Annotated in this window: 18 protein-coding genes and 3 pseudogenes; 19 read left to right on the top strand and 2 right to left on the bottom strand. The window is 56.4% G+C overall.

The window, feature by feature from the left end:
• Positions 1–8: 8 nt before the first annotated feature.
• Positions 9–1,085, bottom strand: coding sequence for a TauD/TfdA dioxygenase family protein (locus HLB35_RS11230; RefSeq protein WP_235937143.1), 1,077 nt, complete (start codon positions 1,083–1,085; stop codon positions 9–11).
• Positions 1,086–1,185: 100 nt separating this feature from the next.
• Between HLB35_RS11230 and HLB35_RS11225 the strand changes: the two genes are divergently transcribed.
• Complete coding sequence (locus HLB35_RS11225) at positions 1,186–1,662, top strand: DUF6314 family protein (RefSeq protein ID WP_171702639.1); 477 nt, start codon at positions 1,186–1,188, stop codon at positions 1,660–1,662.
• Here the strand turns inward: HLB35_RS11225 and HLB35_RS11220 are convergent.
• Positions 1,659–2,543 carry a LysR family transcriptional regulator gene (locus HLB35_RS11220; RefSeq protein WP_171702638.1) on the bottom strand — a complete coding sequence of 295 codons (885 nt, stop codon included), beginning with the start codon at positions 2,541–2,543 and terminating at the stop codon, positions 1,659–1,661. The genes HLB35_RS11225 and HLB35_RS11220 overlap by 4 nt on opposite strands.
• A gap of 160 nt (positions 2,544–2,703) precedes the next feature.
• On the opposite strand from HLB35_RS11220, the gene leuC reads away from it, so the two are divergent.
• From leuC to HLB35_RS11135, 18 genes and pseudogenes are all read left to right on the top strand, one after another.
• Positions 2,704–4,155: a 3-isopropylmalate dehydratase large subunit gene (gene leuC, locus HLB35_RS11215; protein ID WP_171702637.1), complete on the top strand. Its 1,452-nt coding sequence runs from the start codon at positions 2,704–2,706 to the stop codon at positions 4,153–4,155.
• Positions 4,156–4,158: 3 nt separating this feature from the next.
• A complete protein-coding gene (gene leuD / locus HLB35_RS11210) occupies positions 4,159–4,797 on the top strand; it encodes a 3-isopropylmalate dehydratase small subunit (protein WP_171702636.1) in 639 nt (212 codons plus the stop codon).
• A gap of 65 nt (positions 4,798–4,862) precedes the next feature.
• Positions 4,863–5,945, top strand: coding sequence for a 3-isopropylmalate dehydrogenase (leuB, locus tag HLB35_RS11205; protein WP_171702635.1), 1,083 nt, complete (start codon positions 4,863–4,865; stop codon positions 5,943–5,945).
• 109 nt (positions 5,946–6,054) lie between these two features.
• Positions 6,055–7,166 (top strand): annotated as a pseudogene (gene asd / locus HLB35_RS11200) (aspartate-semialdehyde dehydrogenase).
• A 286-nt stretch (positions 7,167–7,452) separates the two neighbouring features.
• A complete protein-coding gene (locus HLB35_RS11195) occupies positions 7,453–9,588 on the top strand; it encodes a FimV/HubP family polar landmark protein (RefSeq protein WP_171702634.1) in 2,136 nt (711 codons plus the stop codon).
• Between the two features lie 20 nt (positions 9,589–9,608).
• A pseudogene (gene truA / locus HLB35_RS11190) lies at positions 9,609–10,545 on the top strand (tRNA pseudouridine(38-40) synthase TruA).
• The gene (locus HLB35_RS11185; protein WP_171702633.1) at positions 10,545–11,180 is read left to right on the top strand and encodes a phosphoribosylanthranilate isomerase; all 636 of its coding nucleotides are present in this window, start codon (positions 10,545–10,547) and stop codon (positions 11,178–11,180) included. Before truA ends, HLB35_RS11185 begins: the two are co-directional and overlap by 1 nt.
• Before the next feature lie 137 nt (positions 11,181–11,317).
• On the top strand, positions 11,318–12,505 hold the full coding sequence (trpB, locus tag HLB35_RS11180) for a tryptophan synthase subunit beta (protein ID WP_171702784.1): 1,188 nt from the start codon (positions 11,318–11,320) through the stop codon (positions 12,503–12,505).
• Positions 12,506–12,514: 9 nt separating this feature from the next.
• Positions 12,515–13,318 (top strand): tryptophan synthase subunit alpha, encoded by an 804-nt coding sequence (gene trpA, locus HLB35_RS11175; RefSeq protein WP_171702632.1) that lies wholly within the window; start codon positions 12,515–12,517, stop codon positions 13,316–13,318.
• Positions 13,319–13,485: 167 nt separating this feature from the next.
• Positions 13,486–14,427, top strand: a pseudogene (gene accD, locus HLB35_RS11170) (acetyl-CoA carboxylase, carboxyltransferase subunit beta); the annotation flags it as partial.
• A gap of 102 nt (positions 14,428–14,529) precedes the next feature.
• The gene (gene folC / locus HLB35_RS11165) at positions 14,530–15,813 is read left to right on the top strand and encodes a bifunctional tetrahydrofolate synthase/dihydrofolate synthase (RefSeq protein ID WP_171702783.1); all 1,284 of its coding nucleotides are present in this window, start codon (positions 14,530–14,532) and stop codon (positions 15,811–15,813) included.
• Between the two features lie 38 nt (positions 15,814–15,851).
• A complete protein-coding gene (locus HLB35_RS11160) occupies positions 15,852–16,253 on the top strand; it encodes a hypothetical protein (protein WP_328731650.1) in 402 nt (133 codons plus the stop codon).
• Entirely contained in the window at positions 16,208–16,423 is a 216-nt protein-coding gene (locus tag HLB35_RS18440; protein ID WP_328731648.1) for an SPOR domain-containing protein, read from the top strand. Before HLB35_RS11160 ends, HLB35_RS18440 begins: the two co-directional genes overlap by 46 nt.
• Before the next feature lie 3 nt (positions 16,424–16,426).
• Complete coding sequence (locus tag HLB35_RS11155; RefSeq protein ID WP_171702631.1) at positions 16,427–16,975, top strand: CvpA family protein; 549 nt, start codon at positions 16,427–16,429, stop codon at positions 16,973–16,975.
• Between the two features lie 121 nt (positions 16,976–17,096).
• The gene (gene purF, locus HLB35_RS11150) at positions 17,097–18,617 is read left to right on the top strand and encodes an amidophosphoribosyltransferase (protein WP_171702630.1); all 1,521 of its coding nucleotides are present in this window, start codon (positions 17,097–17,099) and stop codon (positions 18,615–18,617) included.
• Positions 18,618–18,737: 120 nt separating this feature from the next.
• Positions 18,738–19,907 (top strand): O-succinylhomoserine sulfhydrylase, encoded by a 1,170-nt coding sequence (locus tag HLB35_RS11145; protein ID WP_171702782.1) that lies wholly within the window; start codon positions 18,738–18,740, stop codon positions 19,905–19,907.
• A 249-nt stretch (positions 19,908–20,156) separates the two neighbouring features.
• The gene (locus HLB35_RS11140) at positions 20,157–20,714 is read left to right on the top strand and encodes a cytochrome b (RefSeq protein ID WP_171702629.1); all 558 of its coding nucleotides are present in this window, start codon (positions 20,157–20,159) and stop codon (positions 20,712–20,714) included.
• Positions 20,715–20,761: 47 nt separating this feature from the next.
• A complete protein-coding gene (locus HLB35_RS11135; RefSeq protein ID WP_171702628.1) occupies positions 20,762–21,346 on the top strand; it encodes a YceI family protein in 585 nt (194 codons plus the stop codon).
• Positions 21,347–21,365 lie beyond the last annotated feature (19 nt).

Genomic DNA, 21,365 nt, shown 5'->3' with positions numbered 1-21,365 from the left:
CTTTGCCCTCAGTTCTGCATTGGAATATCGTCCTTCCAGCGAAAACCGATCCCTCCGGCTTGCCATATGCCGTCGTGGTTAAAGGGGTGAGGCCCGGCAAGATTGATATGTTGGGGCAGGCCGAAGTGGGGCGCCAGATTCTGTTTGGCCTTGACCGTGACGCGATCCATGATGCGCAGGCCTTGCTGCTCAGCGGACATATGCGCTTCTGGCGCTGCGCGGTGGGCCAGCGCCCAGTTATCCACATAGAGCAGATCGCCGGTGTCGTAGTGGTAACGAATGCCGTAGCCCTTGTCGAAGGAGGCGTTTAGCAGGTCGTTGTAATCATTGAATAACTGCTTGAGTTCGTCGGCATTGAGCAGGCGCATCTGGGCAACATCCGCCGGCTGGCGCTGCAGCTCCTCAATGGGCACGCCGTCTTCTGGCAAGCGCTCAATCACTGCCCCCGTCATGCCCAGGTGTAGCCAGACGCTTTTGCGCCCGGAGATGGGGTGAGTATGCACCACAGGGTGGCTGACCCCGGAGGCGGAGTTGACCGATACCAGGCGTTCCCAGTAAGCCTGCTTTTCTTCGGGCAGGGAATCAAAGGCGGCGCCCTGGTGGGCAAAGTGGGTGCCGCCGCCGTGTTCTGGGGCGCGGGCCATATAATAGGCTGAGTGGGAGAAAATCGCCGCCTCGAAGCTGCCGTCGTTGTGCCACTGTGGGCCAACGCCAAGAATGCCGTAGCGGTCATCGTTGGAGCAGCGGAAGATGTCCCGGTTCATATCCGGAGTGGCGGGGTGAACGCCGTGGGTCGAGTGGATTTCTCCGGCGCCCCACCATTTGCTGGCTTCCACCAGTTCGTTGGCGGACAGCTCGGTCTGGTGCTTGAAGACAATAAAGCCACGCTGGGCCATTTCAACTTCCAGCGCCTTGATCACTGCCTCAGGCAGCGCTGAACGCACATCGGCGCCGCGGATTTCAATGCCCAGTGGTTCAAGCTCGGTGGCCGTCAGGCCGTGTTGCTCAAGCAGTGACAGGTGTACCGGGTCGATGGCAGGAATGGTTGAAGACGTATCGTCCAGGCGTGTCTGCAGGTTACCCAAGATAAAATCGCCTCTATGGGTGAATTTACCCTCAGCCTAACCGACTGTATAAAAGTGACAAGCCCGATTTTGCAGGCTCGCTGTTGTTAAGGAGAGAAAGATGCAAACTTCTCAAGAGGTGCTCAGCTGTCTGCGCCGTGTGCGCGTACTGCATTTTAACGCGCAAAGTCAGGCAGGTACCGGCTGGGAAGGGGTGGGCAAGGGGGAGGTCAAGGTCTCAGCAGCGCAGGAGAACAGCCTGGTATTTCACGAAACAGGCAACTGGCAGCCGAACCACAAAAGCGCAGAGCATCCGTCTGCGTTTGCCTTCACCAACACCTTCCGCTGGACAGCAATAGGGCATCAGCTGCGTCTGGAGCATTTGCGCTTTGGTGTGGATAAGCCGGTGTTGCTGTTTGATATGGCCCCGGATGAGGCAGGGCAGTGGCGGGAAGTCGACCCGCATCTATGCGGCCAGGATGTGTATGCCGCCTCGCTCACGATTGAAGGTACCCAGATCCGGGTGGCCTGGTCGATTCAGGGCCCGCGCAAGCAGGAAGCGATTGTGTATAGCTACCAGACTGACCCGACTGCCTAGCGGCCCTGTTCTAGCGCCTCAATCATCTTGCGAGCGGCATTGGAAAGGGTACGGTTGCTATGGGTGAGGTAGCCCAGCGGGCGGTAAAAGGGCGGCGTATCGACGGGTAGTTCAACCAGATCCTCATCCAGCATTCTTTCGGGCAGCAGGCTCCAGCCCAGCCCCACGCTGCACATCATCTTCAGGGTTTCGAGGTAATTGGTCGACATGCTCACCGATAGCGCCAACCCCTTAAGGGCGAAACGCTCTTCTATCAGGCTGCGGGTAAAGGTCTGGGCGCCGGGTAATACGCAGGGGTGTTCGCACAGCGTGGTAAGCGCCAATGGCTTGGCCGGGCGGCTGACCTGCCTGGCCAGTGGGTGGTCGTGGGCACTGACAAAACACATGCGATCGCGCCAGCGCTCGGTGACGCTGAGCTGCTCGACCGGGTGCGGCGCCAGGGTGACCACCGCTAGCTCAAGATGGCCATTCAACACACCCTGATAGGCAAGCTCGGAATCGACAAAGCGCAAGTCCAGATCCACCTCAGGGTGTTGCTGGGTATAGGCCTTGAGAATCGGCGGCAAGCGGTGCAGGCCGATATGGTGGCTGGTGGCCATGGTCAGACGTCCGCCGACCTGGCCGGACAGGTTGGCCAGGGCACGGCGGCTGTCTTCCACGCTGAGCAGGATATGGCGCGCCTGGGGCAATAGCAGCTCACCGGCTTCGGTCAGGGCGATGCGCCGCCCGATGCGATCAAACAGCCGGGTATTGAGCTGCTGCTCCAGCATGGCGATACGTTTGCTGACCGCGGGTTGGGTCAGAAACAGCTGATCAGCGGCCTTGGAGAAACTTTGTGTATCGGCTACGGCCAAAAAGGCTTGTAGATGTTGAGTGTCCATTAGTATTCCTGCTGGGAATCTAATCCATAAATAACATGAATTGATTTTATCTGCGAGCGGGGTAACATTGCATTCACTACCCTGCAGCACGCCCAGTCAGGTTCACGTCCAGGGTTACCTCATCACTGGAAAATCACAGGGCCATGGCCCGGGAGAGCATATGTCAGCTAAAACACTTTACGACAAGCTGTGGGATCAGCATCTGGTCAAGCAGCGTGACGACGGTACTGCCTTGATCTACATCGACCGCCACATGCTCCACGAAGTCACCTCGCCCCAGGCTTTTGAAGGTCTGCGCCTGGCTAAGCGCAAGCCCTGGCGCCTGGATGCCAACCTGGCGACTGCGGATCACAACGTTCCGACGACCTTGATCGAGCGTGCCGAAGGCAATAAAGGCATCAAGGATCCAGTGTCCCTCATTCAGGTGCAGACTCTTGACGATAACTGCCTTGAGTACGGCATTACCGAATTCGGCATCAACGACCCGCGTCAGGGCATTGTCCACGTCATCGGCCCCGAGCAGGGCGCAACGCTGCCAGGTATGACGGTAGTGTGCGGCGATTCCCACACCGCTACCCACGGTGCCTTTGGGGCGCTAGCCCACGGTATTGGCACCTCAGAAGTCGAGCACGTGCTGGCGACCCAGTGCCTGCTGACCCAGAAGATGAAAAACATGCAGGTGCGGGTTGAAGGCGAACTCGGCCTGGGCGTGACCGCCAAGGATGTAGTGCTGGCGATTATCGGCAAGATTGGCACCGCGGGCGGCACCGGCTATGCCATCGAATTTGCGGGCAGTGCGATTGAGTCGCTGTCGATGGAAGGGCGCATGACGGTGTGCAACATGGCGATTGAAGCCGGTGCAAGGGTCGGCATGATTGCTGTGGATGAAACCACCATTGACTACATTGGCAACCGTCCTTACGCGCCCACCGCTGAACAGTGGGAAGCAGCAGTGGCCGACTGGCGCAATCTGGTCTCGGACCCGGATGCCGAGTTCGATAAGATCGTGACGCTGGATGCCGACGAGATTGAGCCGCAGGTCAGCTGGGGCACCAGCCCCGAGATGGTGACCGGCATTTCCGGTCAGGTGCCTGACCCGGAAGCCGCTCTGGATGAAACGATCAAACGCAGCCATGTACGCGCTCTGGAATATATGGGCCTGCAGCCCAACCAGAAAATCACCGATATTCAGCTGGATAAAGTCTTTATTGGCTCCTGCACCAACTCGCGAATTGAAGACCTGCGTGAAGCCGCCAAGGTGGCCAAGGGCAAGAAGGTTGCCAGCAATATCCAGCTGGCCATGGTGGTGCCGGGTTCTGGCCTGGTGAAGCGTCAGGCGGAAGAAGAAGGCCTCGACAAGATCTTTATCGAGGCAGGCTTTGAATGGCGCGAGCCGGGCTGCTCCATGTGCTTGGCGATGAATGCCGACAAGCTGGGCGCAGGCGAGCACTGTGCCTCGACCTCCAACCGCAACTTTGAAGGTCGTCAGGGCTACGGTGGCCGCACGCACCTGGTCAGCCCGGCGATGGCCGCCGCTGCCGCGATTGCCGGCCACTTTGTGGATGTACGCAGCTTGCCTGCCAACGATGCCAACCACGCCCAGGAGGCTTGAAGAATGAAAAAATTTGAACGTTTTGAAGGGGTGGTGGCACCACTGGATCGCGCTAACGTCGATACCGACCTGATCATCCCCAAGCAGTTTCTCAAGTCCATCAAGCGCACCGGCTTCGGGGTTAACCTGTTTGACGAACTGCGCTATCTGGACGAAGGCCAGCCGGGCCAGGATTGCTCGAACCGGCCACTGAACCCTGATTTCGTGCTCAATCAGCCCCGTTATCAGAATGCCGAAATCCTGCTGACCCGGCGTAACTTTGGCTGCGGCAGCTCCAGGGAGCATGCCCCTTGGGCGCTGGAAGATTTTGGTTTCAAGGTAGTTATCGCGCCGAGCTTTGCCGACATCTTCTATAACAACGCCTTCAAGAACGGCCTCTTGCTGGTGCGCCTGGAAGAAGACGAGATTGAGCGTCTGTTCCAGGAAACCGAAGAGCGCGAAGGCTATGCGCTGGATGTGGATCTGGAAAACCAGCGCATTATTACGCCACGCGGTGAGATCCTTGAGTTTGACGTGGACGAGTTTCGCAAACACTGCCTGCTGGAAGGCCTGGATGATATTGGCATCACCCTGCAGGATGACGCCGTGATTCGTCAGTTTGAACAGCAGCACCGTGAACAGCGCCCCTGGCTTTTCCGCTAGGCGGTTGGTTGTCTTCCTGGCTGAATAACCGTGTTCAGCCTGACTCATGATTGAAGGATCCTGTAATGACGCACAACGTTTTACTTCTGCCAGGTGATGGTATCGGCCCCGAAATTGCTGCCCAGGCCAAGCGCTTGCTGCGTGCCTGCCAGGACGCCGGGCTGGATATCCAGCTGGAAGAAGGTCTGGTAGGGGGATGCGCCTATGATGCTCACGGTGAACCGCTACCCGAAGAGACCCTGGCCAAGGCCAAGGCGGCCGACGCCATCCTGCTCGGCGCAGTGGGCGGTCCTCAGTGGGATACCCTGGAAGATCTGTCTAAACGCCCGGAAAAGGGCCTACTGGGGCTGCGCAAGAACCTTGGCTTGTTTGGCAACCTGCGCCCGGCCATGTTGTACCCTCAGCTGGCCAGCGCCTCCAGCCTTAAGCCAGAGCTGGTGGCGGGTCTGGATATCATGATCGTGCGCGAACTGACCGGCGGCATCTATTTTGGTCAGCCTCGGGGCATTGAAGAGCGCAACGGCGAACGCGTCGGCTTTAACACCTATGTGTATTCAGAAAGCGAAATTGAGCGGATTGGCCGGGTGGCTTTTGAAATGGCCCAGAAACGTGGCAAGAAGCTGTGCTCCGTGGACAAGGCCAACGTCCTTGAAGTGACTATACTGTGGCGTGAGGTGATGAACCGGCTGGCGCCGGAATACCCGGATGTCGAGCTTTCCCATATGTATGTGGATAACGCCGCCATGCAGCTGGTGCGCGCGCCCAAGCAGTTTGATGTGATGGTAACGGGCAACATGTTTGGCGATATTCTTTCCGACGCGGCAGCCATGCTGACCGGTTCGATTGGCATGCTGCCGTCGGCATCGCTTAACGAAAGCGGCCAGGGCATGTACGAACCCTGCCATGGCAGCGCCCCGGATATCGCCGGACAGAATATGGCCAACCCTTTGGCAATGATGCTGTCAGTGGCGATGATGATGCGCTACTCACTGGGTGAGGCGGCCATGGCCGAGCGCATTGAAGCAGCGGTCGGTCAGGTACTGGATGATGGTCTACGCACCGCTGATATTGCCTCTGAAGGCATGCAGACAGTCGGTACCGATGCCATGGGCGATGCGGTGCTTGCCGCTTTTGCCAAACAGCAGTAGTGCAGTAGGATCGGCATCCAGAGCCATTGGCCCTGAGCCAATGGTCGGAAAAATTATTTTTAATAGTTGTGTATAATGGGCGGTTCATTCTTTATTGGAGGACTTCACGATGTTGAAAGTCGGTTTCGTAGGATGGCGCGGTATGGTCGGTTCTGTGCTGATGCAGCGCATGCAGGAAGACGGTGATTTTAACGGCATTGAGCCGATTTTCTTCACCACTTCCCAGGTTGGCCAGCCGGGTCCCGATATCGGCGTTGACGTACCTCCGCTCAAGGACGCCCATTCACTGGACGAACTCAAGCCGTTGGATGTGATTGTCACCTGCCAGGGTGGCGACTACACCAAGGCTGTCTACAGTGATCTGCGCAATAGCGGCTGGAAAGGCTACTGGATCGACGCCGCCAGCTCGCTACGTATGGAAGACGACGCCACCATCGTACTGGACCCAGCCAATCGCAAGGTTATCGATGCCCAGCTGGCCAAGGGCGCCAAGACATTTGTGGGTGGCAACTGCACCGTCAGCCTGATGCTGATGGGCCTGGGTGGCCTGTTTGAAGCCGATATGATCGAGTGGATGACCTCGATGACCTATCAGGCAGCTTCTGGCTCCGGCGCCAAGCACATGCGCGAACTACTCAACCAGATGGGTAGCCTGCATGACTGTGTCGGCGCAGAGCTGAAAGATACTTCCAGCGCGATTCTGGATATCGACCGCAAGGTCACCGCCGCCATGCGTTCGGGTGACTTCCCCACCGATAACTTCGGCGCCCCCTGGCAGGCAGCCTGCTGCCGTGGATCGATACCAAGCTCGATAACGGCCAGAGCCGTGAAGAGTGGAAGGGGTCGGTCGAGACCAACAAGATTCTGGGCCTCGATAACAACCCTATCCCGATTGACGGCCTGTGTGTGCGTATCGGTGCCATGCGTTCGCACAGCCAGGCATTCACCATCAAGCTCAAGCAGGACGTGCCGATGGATGAAATCGAAGAGCGCATTGCCAAGCACAATGAGTGGGTCAAGGTGATCCCCAATGACAAGGACGCCACCATTGACGGCCTGACGCCGACCGCCGCCACAGGCACGCTTCAGGTGCCGGTAGGCCGCTTGCGCAAACTGGCCATGGGCGGTGAATACCTGTCAGCCTTCAGCGTGGGTGATCAATTGCTGTGGGGCGCCGCAGAGCCGCTCAAGCGGATGTTGAAGATTCTGCGCGAGCAGTAATTTCGCATTTGCGAGTCGATAAAACGCAACAATCAGGAAAGGGGCTATCTCGATAGCCCCTTTTTTTTATGTTCAGTTTTTGCAATCTTTTTATGCATCAATTCGTTTAAGCTTTTATTGTTTAAGTAGGTGCTTAATTTTTTGGGTTATGGTTTTCATTTTGGTAGGGCGCTGAAAAAAGTTAATTTGTATTAAAAATAAGCTAGGATTGGAGACTGAGTCAGTAGCTAAGAGTTATTGACCATGGGTTCTTAAGCCATGATGGCGCGAGTCAAAAGGGGGTTCAATGAAACGATTAATCTTACTGGCGGTGCTGGCAGCATGGGGAGCCGTAAGCCCTTTGGCAATGGCGCTGGATATCGGTGAGCCAAACGTTGAATCTTCTCTTGATTCTCCGCTGAGGGCGACAGTACCACTGACCGATACCAGTGGTTTTAGTACCGATGATATTCGTGTTGGCCTTGCCGAGCCTTCCGCTTTTCGAGCCCTTGGCCTTGACTGGACGTCTTTGACAGAGAATGTGTCTATATCGCTGGAGGGCGGTTCGCGGCCCTATTTGCAGTTGACCTCATCGACCCCGGTAAACGACCCCTGGCTGGATTTGCTGTTAACCCTGGAAACGCCTGATGGCCGCCAGTCTCAGGTGCTGACGCTATTATTTGATCCACCCGGCACGCCATCCGCACAAGCATCTGAGGCTGGCTCATCCAGAGTGGTCAGCAGCACGCCGGTATCAGCGCCAACAAGCCCGCAAAGCTCTGCAGACTCAGTAAGCTCCCGTGAGCCTGCCTACATCAATAGTGGCGATACCCTGTGGAGCGTGGCTGAACGCGTCAAGCCACCCCAAGCCAGTGTTCAGCAGATGATGTTGGCCCTGCTTGAAGCCAATGAAAGCCGCTTTCCATCTGGCAATATCAACGATATGCGGGCGGGATATACCCTGGAAATGCCCAGTGATGCAGAGGTCTTCAGTCAGTCACCTGCAAATGCAGCCCGTATCATAGATACCATGAACACCGCCTGGCGTAATCGTAGTAATGAGTCAGCGCAGCCAGTATCCACTGCGTCCTCTTCCTCTGCTTCATCATCACAAACGGCGGCCACCGAGTCGGGTGAACCTAGTGAATCCGCTACGCCGTCTGAAGATACGCCGCTTGCGGATGTAGCGCTTGCTGAAGCTGCCGTGGAAGGTGGAAGCGCCGCTGATAGTAATGATTCCGACGTCGTTATTTCGCCTCAGGCGCTTGAGGTTGCGCAGGCCCTGAACCGCCAGTTACGCGACATGCGTCTGGATGAGCAGCGCCAGCAGCTTGACCAGTTACGCCAGGAGCGTGAGTTGATGCAGGCTGAAATTGAAGCACTTCGTAACGAGGTGGCGAGTCTGAATCAAGCCTTGGCGGCGGCGCAAAGCCTTGCGCCTCAGGGTTCACCCTCCAGCCAGCCAGACGAGCAAACGGCTGTTACGGAAGATTCGCCCGCTGATCAACCTGGTGCTTTGGCCCAGGCGATGGCTTGGAGCCAGGATTTTTATTCGCAATCACTGCGCGACAGCCGCTGGCCTCTGGCCGCTGCCGCGGTTCTCTTGCTATTAGTGTTATTGCTGATGATACGCCGCCGCCAGGCCAAGGAGTGGCAGGAAGTCAAAACCCATCAGGCTGATGCTGAACCCTCTGGCGCCACCAACGTCGTTCAGCCAGCACCAAAGGCAGCCTATGTGCCACCAGAAACGGCCCAGTCTGCGGCGGCTGTCACGCCTGCCAGTACCCAGGCAAGCGAGACAGGTGAGGCAAGTAAAACAAGCGGAATAAGTGAGTCAAGCAAGGCAAGTGAGTCAAGTCAGACAGTCACGCGCGATAATCCCAGCCGCTTTAGTGCCATTGAAGAGGCGCGAGAAACAGTGCAGGTAAAGACCCGCCACGAAGACACACCTGAAAATGCTGCCGACACACTCGAATCACAACCTGCAGATCTGAGGCGCAGCCAGGCCTCTGGGCTTTTTGGCAAGGCCTCGCCTGATTCGGAACCGCTTGATCAGGCAATAGTAAGCAGCCAAGAGCCAGAGGAAAAAAACGAGGCGACTAAGAAAGCTGAAGCAGAAGGCGATACACAAGCTGACGAATCCGCTGAAACAGGACAGCAGCGCCACGGCAACGATGAGCGCAAGCATTTTATCGATTACCAGCCGCCATCTCTCAGTGCAGAGCCGCAAAGTGACAAAGATACGGAAACGCTGATGCAGCCCACCGTGGAATTTGAGGCGCCTGGGGACGCAAATGATCAGGCTGAAAAGCAATCGTCTAGCCGTGATCAGAAGCGTGCCAATACCCAGGCGGCAAACCAGAAAGTGGATCTGAATGATGATTGGGAAATAGAAGAGGTGGCATTCCAGCGCCCAGGTCGGGATAATATGCGGTCTTCCTAACCTGATAATTATGTGAACTGATGTCGCTGTTTGATCGCTTTGATGAAAAAACGCCGCTGACAGGCCGTCTCGCCATGGGTATCGAGTATGACGGTACCCATTACTGTGGCTTTCAGCGCCTGAGTCACGCAGCTTCCGTTCAGGCCAGCCTGGAAGAGGGGCTTTCACGGGTCGCCAGCGAGCCGATCAGGGTACATGCCAGCGGGCGTACCGATTCCGGCGTCCACGCGACCCGTCAGGTCATCCATTTCGATGCGCCGGTCAAGCGTAGTGAGAAAGCCTGGATCTTCGGTGCCAATACCCATCTGCCCCGAGATATTGCCATTCGTTGGGTAAAGCAGGTGCCGGACTTTTTCATTCCCGCCTGCATGCCCTGGCCCGTCGTTATCGCTACCTGCTGATTAACCAGATGAACCGGCCAGTGCTGGAAAGGGCAAATGTCACCTGGTGCCGTGACCCTCTGGATACCGATGCCATGCACCGGGCGGCCCAGGCGTTGGTGGGGGAGCACGACTTCTCCAGTTTCCGCGCTGCTGGCTGTCGTTCCAGAACGCCACGGCGTTTCATGCACTTCATTGACGTCAAGCGTTTCGGCCCTCTGGTGATGGTGGATGTGCAGGGCAATGCCTTTTTGCATCACATGATTCGCAATATCGTCGGGGCGCTGGTCAGTGTTGGGCGAGGAACCGAGGATGAAGGCTATATCGAGCGCTTGCTGGCGCTGCGTGATCGCAAGCAGGGCGATGTGACAGCCCCAGCCTGCGGCCTGCACTTTGTTGATTCCTGTTATGATGACGCCTTTGACTTGCCCCGCGAACCGCTTGGTCCCAACCTTCTTGCCTTTACGGGGAGTGGACCGGCGAGCGGGAAATTCCCGATAACGCCATGGTGCGCCTGCGTCGTGAACAGGTCAGCGGCCTGCTCAATGTCCCCACTGCGGAGAAGCCAGTATTGTGATGCCTATTCAGCGAACGCGAATCAAGTTCTGCGGGTTAACCCGTCGTCAGGACGTAGCCGCCGCGGTTGCCATGGGCGTTGATGCCATCGGTTTCGTGATGTGGCCCGACAGTAAACGCGCTATCAACGTTGAACAGCTTGCCGAGTTGGCCGCTGATGTGCCGGCGTTTGTGACCCGCGTTGGTCTCTTTGTCGATCAGCCTGAAGACACCATAGCCGCCTGTTTGCCCTACCTTGATCTGCTGCAGTTTCATGGTGATGAGCCAGCGGACGTGTGCGAACGTTATGACCGCCCCTGGATCAAGGCGTTACGCATGCGTGACGGGTTGGATCTGACTGCCGCTGCCAAGCGCTACGGCAATGCCAGCGGGCTGCTGCTGGACGCATATCGTCCAGGCGTTCCGGGTGGTACCGGGGACACCTTTGACTGGTCGAGAATTCCCGCAAACCTGACAAAACCTGTTATCCTCGCAGGTGGCTTAGTGGCAGATAATGCAGGCTATGCGGTTCATCGGGTGGCTCCCTATGCGCTTGATGTTTCGGGTGGAATTGAAAGTGCCCCAGGCATCAAGGATGTCACCAGAATGCAAGCCTTTGTGGATGCCGTGCAAACGGCGAACCAAACGCCGTCCTGACTGCCAGATAGTATATATTTCATCTACTTTTGCCCGTTCGGGCAATCTTGAGAGGTATCCTTGTGACTGTCTCTGCAACCGTCTCCAACACCGCTTCCCAGGCTGGTACCAAGACCAGGTTCAGCGACCTGACGCAAATGCCGGATGCCCGTGGCCATTTTGGTCCTTACGGTGGGCGTTTTGTGTCGGAGACGCTGAGTTTCGCGCTGGAAGACCTGGAAAACACCTATGCCAGCATGCGCAATGATCCTGCCTTTCAGGCAGAATTTGATCGTGATCTTGCCTATTTTGTTGGCCGCCCCTCGCCGCTTTATCATGCCGAGCGCTGGTCGCAAAAACTCGGCGGTGCCCAGATCTGGCTAAAGCGTGAAGACCTGAACCACACCGGCGCCCATAAGGTAAACAACACCATCGGCCAGGCACTGCTCGCCAAGAAGACTGGCAAACCCAGGGTCATTGCGGAAACCGGTGCCGGCCAGCACGGGGTCGCAACGGCAACGGTCGCCGCCCGCCTGGGGCTGGAGTGCGATGTCTACATGGGCGCGGCCGATGTGCAGCGTCAGAAGTTGAATGTTTACCGTATGCGTCTGCTTGGCGCGCGGGTTATTCCGGTCGAATCCGGCACGCGCACGCTCAAGGATGCCATGAATGAAGCCCTGCGCGACTGGGTTACCAACGTCGATAACACCTTCTATATCATTGGCACGGTGGCAGGTCCGCATCCTTATCCGCAGCTGGTGCGTGACTTCAACAGCGTGGTGGGGCGTGAAGCGCGTATCCAGTCAATGGAACAGATTGGCCGCCTGCCGGACGCCCTGATTGCCTGTGTGGGCGGCGGCTCCAACGCCTTGGGGCTTTTCTATCCGTTCGTGGAAGACGAAGAAGTGGCCATGTACGGCGTGGAAGCCGGTGGTGACGGAGTTGAAACCGGTCGTCACGCCGCACCTTTGTCATCCAATGCGCCGCGCGGTGTCCTGCATGGTAACCGTACCTACCTGATGTCGGACGAGGCGGGTCAGGTGTCGGATACCCACTCGATTTCTGCTGGCCTGGACTACCCAGGTGTCGGCCCGGAACATGCGCTGTGGAAAGACGTCGGGCGGGTCAACTATGTTGCCGCCAACGATGATGCGGTGCTGGAAGCCTTCCGTGAGCTGACGCGGATGGAAGGCATCATGCCTGCGTTGGAAACCGCGCACGCCCTGGCGCATGCCAAGGTGTTGGCACCCACCATGCGCACTGATCAACATATTGTGGTGAATCTTTCAGGCCGTGGCGATAAAGACATCATGACGGTCGCCAAGCTCGACGGTATCGAAATTTAAGGGATAGTAATGAGCCGCATCAAACAACGTTTCAGTGACCTTCAGCAGCAGGGCCGCAAGGCCCTGATCCCTTATATCACCGCCGGTGACCCGGCGCCTGAGCATACCGTCGGCTTTATGCATGCCCTGGTAGAAGCCGGTGCTGACATCATCGAGCTGGGTGTACCCTTTTCCGACCCCATGGCCGATGGGCCAGTGATCCAGAAAGCCTGCGAGCGGGCGCTCAAGCAAGGCACCCGTCTGGTGGATCTGTTTGACATGATCACCACCTTCCGCCAGACCGATACCACAACGCCTATCGTGCTGATGGGGTACCTGAACCCGATCGAACGTATCGGCTATCAGGCCTTTGCTGACCAGGCTGCCCGCGCCGGGGTAGACGGGGTGCTGATTGTGGATATGCCGCCTGAAGAAGCGGAAGAAATCGGCCCGCTGCTTAAATCGCATCAGCTGGACGCCATCTTTCTGGTAGCCCCTACCACCTCCCATGAGCGTGCCGCTACAATATGCGCCCACGGTGAAGGTTACCTCTATTACGTCTCCCTGAAAGGGGTGACTGGAGCCGCCACTCTGAATGCAGACGATGTGGCGGAGCATCTGGCGCCGCTGCGTGAAATGACCGATCTGCCGCTATGCGTCGGGTTCGGCATTCGCGATGGCGTGACTGCCGCAGAGGTGTCCAAGGTAGCGGATGGCGTGATAGTGGGCAGCGCGCTGGTATCACGCATAGCCGCCAGTGCCGATGCCCCTGAAACCATCGCCGGGCAGCTTAAAACCGTGCTCAACGAGATGCGCACGGCCATGGATGCCTAGTTGATGAATGGCTAGGTAGATTGTTGCAGTTGACATTTAATCACAGGCGTTACGTTGTTTTACCCGCGTGGGTGTATCCATGTTGTCAATCACCGGGTATTAACGTCTGACAACCTATCAGCGCCTGGCCATGCCGGGCATTGACGTATAATGGAAGCCTTTTTGATATGAGCTGGCTAGATAAGATTGTTCCCTCCATGGGGCGTATACAGCGCAAAGACCGCCGCGCCAGCGTGCCAGACGGCCTGTGGCGTAAGTGTCCGAAATGCGAGGGAGTGCTCTATCTTCCTGAACTGGATAAGCATCAGAGCGTCTGCCCCAAGTGCGACCACCATCTGCGCCTGACCGCGCGCAAGCGCCTTGATTGGTTTCTGGACAAGGAAGGCCGTGAAGAAGTCGCCAAGGACATCGCGCCTAATGACCGCCTCAAGTTCCGTGATTCTAAGAAATACAAGGATCGTCTGACCGCGGCACAGAAGGAAACCGGTGAAAATGACGCCCTGGTGGCCTTCAAGGGTCAGCTGGATGGCCTGCCGATTGTTGCCGTTGCCTTTGAGTTCACCTTTATGGGCGGCTCCATGGGCGCGGTGGTTGGCGAGAAGTTTGTGCGCGCGGCAAGCCTGGCGCTGAAAGAGCAGATTCCTTTGGTGTGCTTTTCTGCCTCGGGCGGCGCGCGCATGCAGGAAGCGCTGTTCTCTCTGATGCAGATGGCCAAGACCTCAGCGGCACTGGAAAAACTCAAGCAGGCAGGGGTGCCGTATATTTCGGTGCTGACTGATCCGGTGTTCGGGGGTGTTTCAGCGTCATTGGCGATGCTTGGTGATCTGAATGTCGCCGAACCGAATGCCCTGATCGGCTTTGCTGGCCCCAGGGTGATTGAACAGACCGTGCGTGAGACCCTGCCTGAGGGCTTCCAGCGCAGCGAGTTCCTGCTTGAGCATGGCACCGTCGACATGATCGTGCATCGCCATGCGATGCGTGAGCGCCTGGGCGGCATTCTGCGCAAGCTGACCCATCATCAAGCCTTGAGCGAGGTGCCGGCTGAAGAGCCATTGGCGGCGGCTGATATTAGCGAACCTGTTGTGGATGAAGCGTCTGTTGCTGCTGAGCCAGCTTCGCCAGAGGAGGGGGCCAAGCCGGTCGCTCAGGATTCAGCGCCTGAGCAAGGGGCAGCGTCCAACTCCTCTGGCCATGGGGATGACACCCCCGTCATGGCTAGGTCGCTTGCCGCATGGCTCGACTATCTTGAGCAACTTCACCCTGTCGGCATTGATATGGGGTTGGAGAGGGTAGCGGATGTCGCTCGGCGTATGCAGTTGCTCGACCATCCGATTGCCCCCAGAGTAGTTACCGTCGCTGGTACTAACGGCAAGGGGTCAACGCTTGCCATGATGACAGCTGTCGCCGCCGCCCACGGCATGCGAGTGGGCACTTATACCTCACCTCACCTGGTACGCTACAACGAAAGGGTGACGCTACTGGGTAACGAAGCCAGCGATGAGCAGCTGGTGGCCGGTTTTGAACAGGTTGAAGCAGCGCGCTGCCGCTCGCCTGAAATCAGCCTGACGTATTTTGAGGCCGGCACCCTGTGTGCGCTCTGGTGTCTGGCCCAGGCCAGGCTGGATATCGTCTTTCTCGAAGTCGGGCTGGGTGGGCGCCTGGATGCGGTCAATATCATTGATGCTGATGTCGCCATCGTCACCACCATTGCCCTGGATCACGCCAACTTTCTGGGAACTGATCTGGCCCAGATAGGGCGCGAGAAGGCAGGTGTCTTCCGTTCTGGCCGACCAGCAGTGTTGGGGAGCCAATGCCTGCCCGGCAGCGTGGCAGACACCGCCCGCAAGCTGGGTGCCCCTTTGTACGAATTGGGTTCTACCTTTGAGCGTTCGTCGGTTGAAAGCGAACTTTGGCAGTGGCAGGGCGAGAACCCTGATGGCCAGCGGTTAACCCTGTATAACTTGCCTGACCCTGGGTTACCGCTGGATAACGCCGCCACGGCGCTACAGGCGCTGATGCTGGCAGGCTGTGATCTCAACGCTGAGACAACCCGGCAAGCGCTGGGCAAGGTTGTGCTTTCCGGGCGAATGCAATGGATAGGCCAATGGTGCCTGGACGTCGGGCACAATCCGCATGCGGCAGCCTACCTGGCAAAACGCCTTGGGGCGCAGGCAAACGGCAGGCTCTGGTGTGTGATTGGCATGCTGGATGACAAAGATATCGAAGGCGTTGTGGCGCATTTGATCCCAGTGGTGACCGATTGGATTTGTGTTGGCTTGTCGGGGCCAAGAGGGCGTTCGGCACAATCACTGGCAGTAGAAATTGAACGCCAGGGCGGTTTTGTGCATGGGTGTGCTGCAACGCCAGTGCTTGGGGCTGAAGGATTGAAAGGCAAGCTGATGCCCGAAGATCGCGTACTTGCCACTGGCTTTTTTACCGTAGGGGAACTGTTGGCAATTGATCTGCCACAGGCGACGTGCGCTAAGCCGGTGTGACCACATCGCAGGCGCATGCTGAGAGGAGGGAGAAAGACATGAAATACGGCAAAACAGAACGCATCAGCGGTGCGGTCATTCTAGTGGCTCTGGCCATTATTCTACTGCCCTGGTTAATGAGCGAGCCTGAACCCAGGGCAGATCGCCAGCAGCCTTCTTTCACTATAGAGCGGCCAATCGATGTGCCGCGCCGTGAAGTGGTGGCCCCTGAGCAGCCAGAAAGTATTCAGCTGGCCAATGAGCCAGCGCCTGTTTCATCAGTTGCCGTGGAAGCACCAGACGATATCTCAAGCCCTGAGCCTTTGAATACTGTATCACCCAGCCGTTCAGAAGACGCTGGTGAAACCAGCAGTAACGATGCCATGCCCGCAGCCAACGCTGAAGGCGAATGGGGGTGCAGATCGGTAGTTTTGGCAACCCTGAAAACGTTGAGCGTTTGAGAACCGAACTGGAAGAGCAGGGGTTCAGCGTTTTTACCCGTGAACGCAACGAAGAGCTGACGGCGGTTCTGGTGGGGCCTTTTGAAACTTCCGCACAGGGTGAGCGCGCCATGGCCCTGGTAAAAGAGCGGGTCAATTATCAGGGCCTGCTGGTGCGGGTGAGAGACTAATTTATGGCGTTAACCTGGATTGATGCGTTGTTTCTGGCCGTGCTGGCGCTTTCCACGCTGGCGGGGTTTGCACGTGGCCTGATACGCGAAGCCCTGGGTCTGGCGGCCTGGGTGGTTGCCCTTTTGGTTGCAAGGGTGTTGGCGGAGCCGGTAGCCGATTTGCTGGCGGAGTTTATCGACAACGCCGATGCACGTTTGGTGCTGGCCTTTGTGCTGGTGATTTTTGCAGTAATTTTGCTGTGTGGTATTGTCATCCGCCTTGTGCATGCCGCCATTGTCTGGGTCGGCATGGGGTTCTTGAATCGGTTGGCAGGGGCTGCCTTCGGTGCTGCCCGTGGCGCGGCGATTCTGGTGGTGGTGACGGTGATGATTACCCTGACCCCACTGGTCGAACTTGAGGCCTGGCAGGAAGCCACCTTGAGGCCGACATTTGAGCAGCTGCGCGAGTGGGCATTGAGTCAGCTCGACCAGTGGGAAGGCCGTCTGCCACAGGCGCCAGATTCATTAAAGGATATTCCTCTGCCCCAGCTACCTCAGCGCAATGCTGGATAAGCGGCTGATAGCAAGCGAGTAAGCGTTAACAACCGGCTGATTGCCATTGTCTGTATAGCTAGGGTGCCGAATCTCAGTGCTTCTGGTTACCTGTGTTATCGTATCGAGTGAGGTATAGAGTATGTGCGGTATAGTGGGCCTTCTGGCCAAGCAAACGGTGAATCAGGCGATTTATGATGCCTTGACCGTACTTCAGCACCGAGGCCAGGACGCTGCGGGCATGATGACCTGGAGCGAAGGACGCTTTCTACTGCGCAAGAGCAACGGCTTGGTGCGCGATGTGTTCCATACCCGCCATATGGCTCGCTTGAAGGGTAACCTGGGTATTGGCCACGTTCGCTACCCGACAGCTGGCTCGTCCAGTGAGGCAGAATCACAGCCTTTTTATGTGAACTCGCCCTACGGCATTGCCCTGGCGCACAATGGTAATCTCACCAATTCAGACCAGCTGAAGCAGGAGCTGTTCTCGACCGATCTGCGTCATATCAATACCAGTTCCGATTCAGAAGTGTTGCTCAACGTGTTTGCTCATGAACTGGGCAAGCAGGGATTGCATCTGGAAGCGGAAGACATTTTTGACTCAGTGCGTCGTGTGCATCGTCGCTGCAAGGGCGGCTACGCGGCAGTCGCCATCATCAATGGCTTTGGTATGGTGGCCTTTCGCGATCCCTTTGGCATTCGTCCGGTGGTATTTGGCACTCGTCAGGTAGAGGGCCAGCAGGAAGTGATGATTGCCTCTGAATCAGTGGCGCTTGACGTGGGTGGTTTTGAGCTGGTGCGGGATCTGGCGCCCGGCGAAGCGATTTTTGTCGATATGCAAGGCAAGATACACACTCAGGTATGTGCTGATCGTCCGGTCTTGCGTTCATGCATTTTTGAGCACGTCTATCTGGCGCGCCCTGACTCGATCCTGGACGGTGCCTACGTCTATGGCACCCGCATGCAGATGGGCCGCAAGCTGGGCGATCGGGTGTTGAGTGAATGGCCTGATCACGATATCGATGTGGTCATCCCGATTCCCGATACGTCACGCACTTCAGCACTGGAAATGGCCCAGCATCTGGGCGTGACCTACCGTGAAGGCTTCATGAAGAACCGCTATATTGGCCGCACCTTTATCATGCCGGGGCAGACCCAGCGCAAGAAATCCGTGCGCCAGAAGCTGAACGCCATTGATGTGGAGTTCAAGGACAAGAATGTCCTGTTGGTCGATGACTCCATCGTGCGCGGTACGACCTGTAAGCAGATTATCCAGATGGCCCGGGATGCTGGGGCGCGCAACGTCTATTTTGCCTCGGCGGCACCGCCGGTACGCTACCCGAACGTGTACGGCATTGATATGCCTGCGGCGTCAGAGTTGATCGCCCATGGCCGCAGTGAAGAGGAAGTTGGGGAGCTGATCGGTGCTGATCGCATGTTCTATCAGGACCTTGAAGACCTGAAAGAAGCCTGTCGTGAGGTTAATCCGGCTTTTGACGGATTTGATTGCTCGGTGTTTGATGGCAACTATGTGACCGGCGATATCGATAGCGCTTATCTGCAAGCGCTTGAGGAAAGTCGCAGTGATTCCGCCAAAGATCATAGTGCCGGTGATCATGCCCTGGTGGATATGCATAACCAGGATGACGATCTGGATGACTGATGGCCGAGCAAGAGGAGCTTCCTATGCATGATGGGCTTACTAAGCATAAAGACCCTATTCAAAAAAACTGGGCAAGATGAAGAGTGGTCTCAGTCGTTGGATGAGGCGTCGCTAGAGGGTATGTCGCTTGAAACCCTGGCAGTGCGTGCTGGCCATGATCGCACGGCTGAGCAGGAGCATTCCGAGCCCATCTTTCCCACCTCAAGCTTTGTATACTCCAGTGCCGCTGAGGCGGCACGCAAGTTCAGCGGGGAAGAAGTCGGTAACGTCTACTCACGTTTTACCAACCCAACAGTGCGCACCTTTGAGCAACGCCTGGCGGCAATGGAAGGCGGTGAGCGCTGTGTGGCGACCAGTTCTGGCATGTCGGCAATTCTTGCGACGGCCATGGCACTACTGAATGCCGGGGATGAAATTGTTGCTTCGCGCTCGCTGTTTGGTTCAACGGTCAGCCTGTTTGATAAGTATCTCGGCAAGTTCGGGATTGTCACCCGTTACGTAGAACTTTCAGACCTGAAGGCCTGGGAGGATGCTATCACCCCAGCGACCAAAATGTTGTTTGCCGAAACGCCATCCAATCCGCTGTCTGAAATTGCTGATGTGCCTGCCCTGGCGGCACTGGCCAGGCGGCATGGCGTTTTGTTGGCAATTGATAACTGCTTTCTGACACCAGCGTTACAGCAGCCTTTGGCGCTGGGAGCCGATCTGATCATCCATTCGGCCACCAAGTATCTTGATGGCCAGGGGCGTGCCGTGGGCGGTGCTGTAGTGGGTAGCCATGCGCTGTTGGAAGAGGTATTCGGTGTGGTGCGCACCTGTGGACCTTGCATGAGCCCCTTTAATGCCTGGGTGTTTACCAAGGGGTTGGAAACCCTGTCGCTGCGCATGAAAGCGCACTGCGAACAGGCGTTAAGCCTTGCCAGGTGGCTGCAACAGCATCCGGCCGTCAGCCGTGTTTACTACAGTGGCCTTGAGGATCATCCTCAACATGCACTGGCACGCCGACAGCAAAAGGGCTTTGGGGCCGTTTTGGGCTTTGAAGTCATCAATGGTCAGCAGGGTGCCTGGCAGGTGATTGATGCGACCCGAATGCTGTCGATTACCGGTAACCTCGGCGATGTCAAAACCACCATCACTCATCCTGCTACCACTACCCATGGTCGCCTTTCCGAGGCACAGCGGGAGGCCGTCGGCATTACTTCGGGGCTTATTCGCGTTGCGGTCGGGCTTGAGCACCTGGATGATATTCAACGTGATCTGGCCCGTGGCCTGGATGCCTTGGCTGGTTAATCACACGACGTCTGCAAAGGCACAACAACCGGGCGCCACTGCCCGGTTGTTATTTCTGCCATATTGTTTTGTGAGCGGTATTTTTTCCGAATGAAGTGTTCAGCTTTTTTCAGCAGTTAAATTCTTTTTTAAACGCTATCATAGCTTCGCATGTTGTTGAGTCAGCTAATTCAGTCTTGTGGTTGCACGTTTATATTTTCAGGCATGTTGGATTTCGGCAGCACTATGACATTGAATAAGGGCAACATTATGTTGAAAAACAGTCAGGCGGGCTGGGGTCTTATCGCCATTTTTATGCACTGGGTGAGTGCCGTTGTGATTATTGGCCTTTTTATATTGGGCTGGTGGATGACGGAGCTCGGGTATTATGACCCATGGTATAATCAGGCCCCCTGGATTCACCGTTCGCTGGGTGTTCTGCTATTAGGTTTTATTCTATTCAGAATCTTTTGGCGTCTTGTTCAACCAACACCTGTTGCCGAGGGTAAACGCTGGGAAAACATTGCTGCCCATGCAGGCCATTTACTGCTTTACGTGCTGTTACTGACGGTGTTTGTTAGTGGCTATTTAATGTCAACGGCGAAAGGCAGCCCGATTGATGTCTTTGGCTGGTTTGATCTTCCCGCCACCCTGCATGATTTACCCAACCAGGCGAGCTTAGCGGGAGATATTCACTGGTACAGCGCTCTGGCGCTGATCATTTTGGCCTCAGGCCATATGCTGGCCGCTCTCAAGCACCATTGGGTTGATCGTCAAGCGACCTTGAAACGTATGCTCGACCCGCGTTATTCATTGCGCGATAAATAACCCTTGTTTAAATAACGATTCTATAAATCTGCGAAAGGAAGTTTATTATGTTGAATAAAACTGCCATTGCTGCTGCTATTGCCGCTGTTAGTCTGGTACCGCTTAGTCAGGCCCAGGCGGATACTTATGCTGTTGATATTGAAGGTCAGCATGCGTTTATCCAGTTCAAGATCAATCATCTGGGGTTTTCATATATTCTGGGTAGCTTTGAAAACTTTGATGGCGAATTCTTTTATGATCCGGAAGACTTGGAAGCATCTTCAATTGATATGGAAGTACAGGTTAACAGTCTGAATTCCAATCATGCTGAACGTGATCGTCATATTCTCAGTGAAGACTTCCTCGACGCCAGTGAATATCCAACGGCAACCTTCACATCAACCGGTTTTGAGCCAACGGATGAAAACTCTGGCGTACTAACGGGTGAGTTGACTCTGCGCGGTGAAACCCAGAACTTTGAAATGCCGGTGACCCTGATGGGTGAGGGCGAAGACCCCTGGGGTAACTATCGCGCTGGTTTTGAAGGCAGCACTGAATTAACCCTGGCTGATTACGGTATTGATATGAGCAGCTTTCCGGAGGCCATGCATACCCTGGAACTTTACGTGACGTTTGAAGGTGTTCGTCAGTAATCTCTTTAGCATGTTTTAA

The organism is Vreelandella azerica (genome assembly GCF_013112225.1).
Classification (GTDB): domain Bacteria; phylum Pseudomonadota; class Gammaproteobacteria; order Pseudomonadales; family Halomonadaceae; genus Vreelandella; species Vreelandella azerica.
Note: the sequence above shows the minus strand (reverse complement) of the source record. Positions and strands in the feature narration are given on the sequence as shown.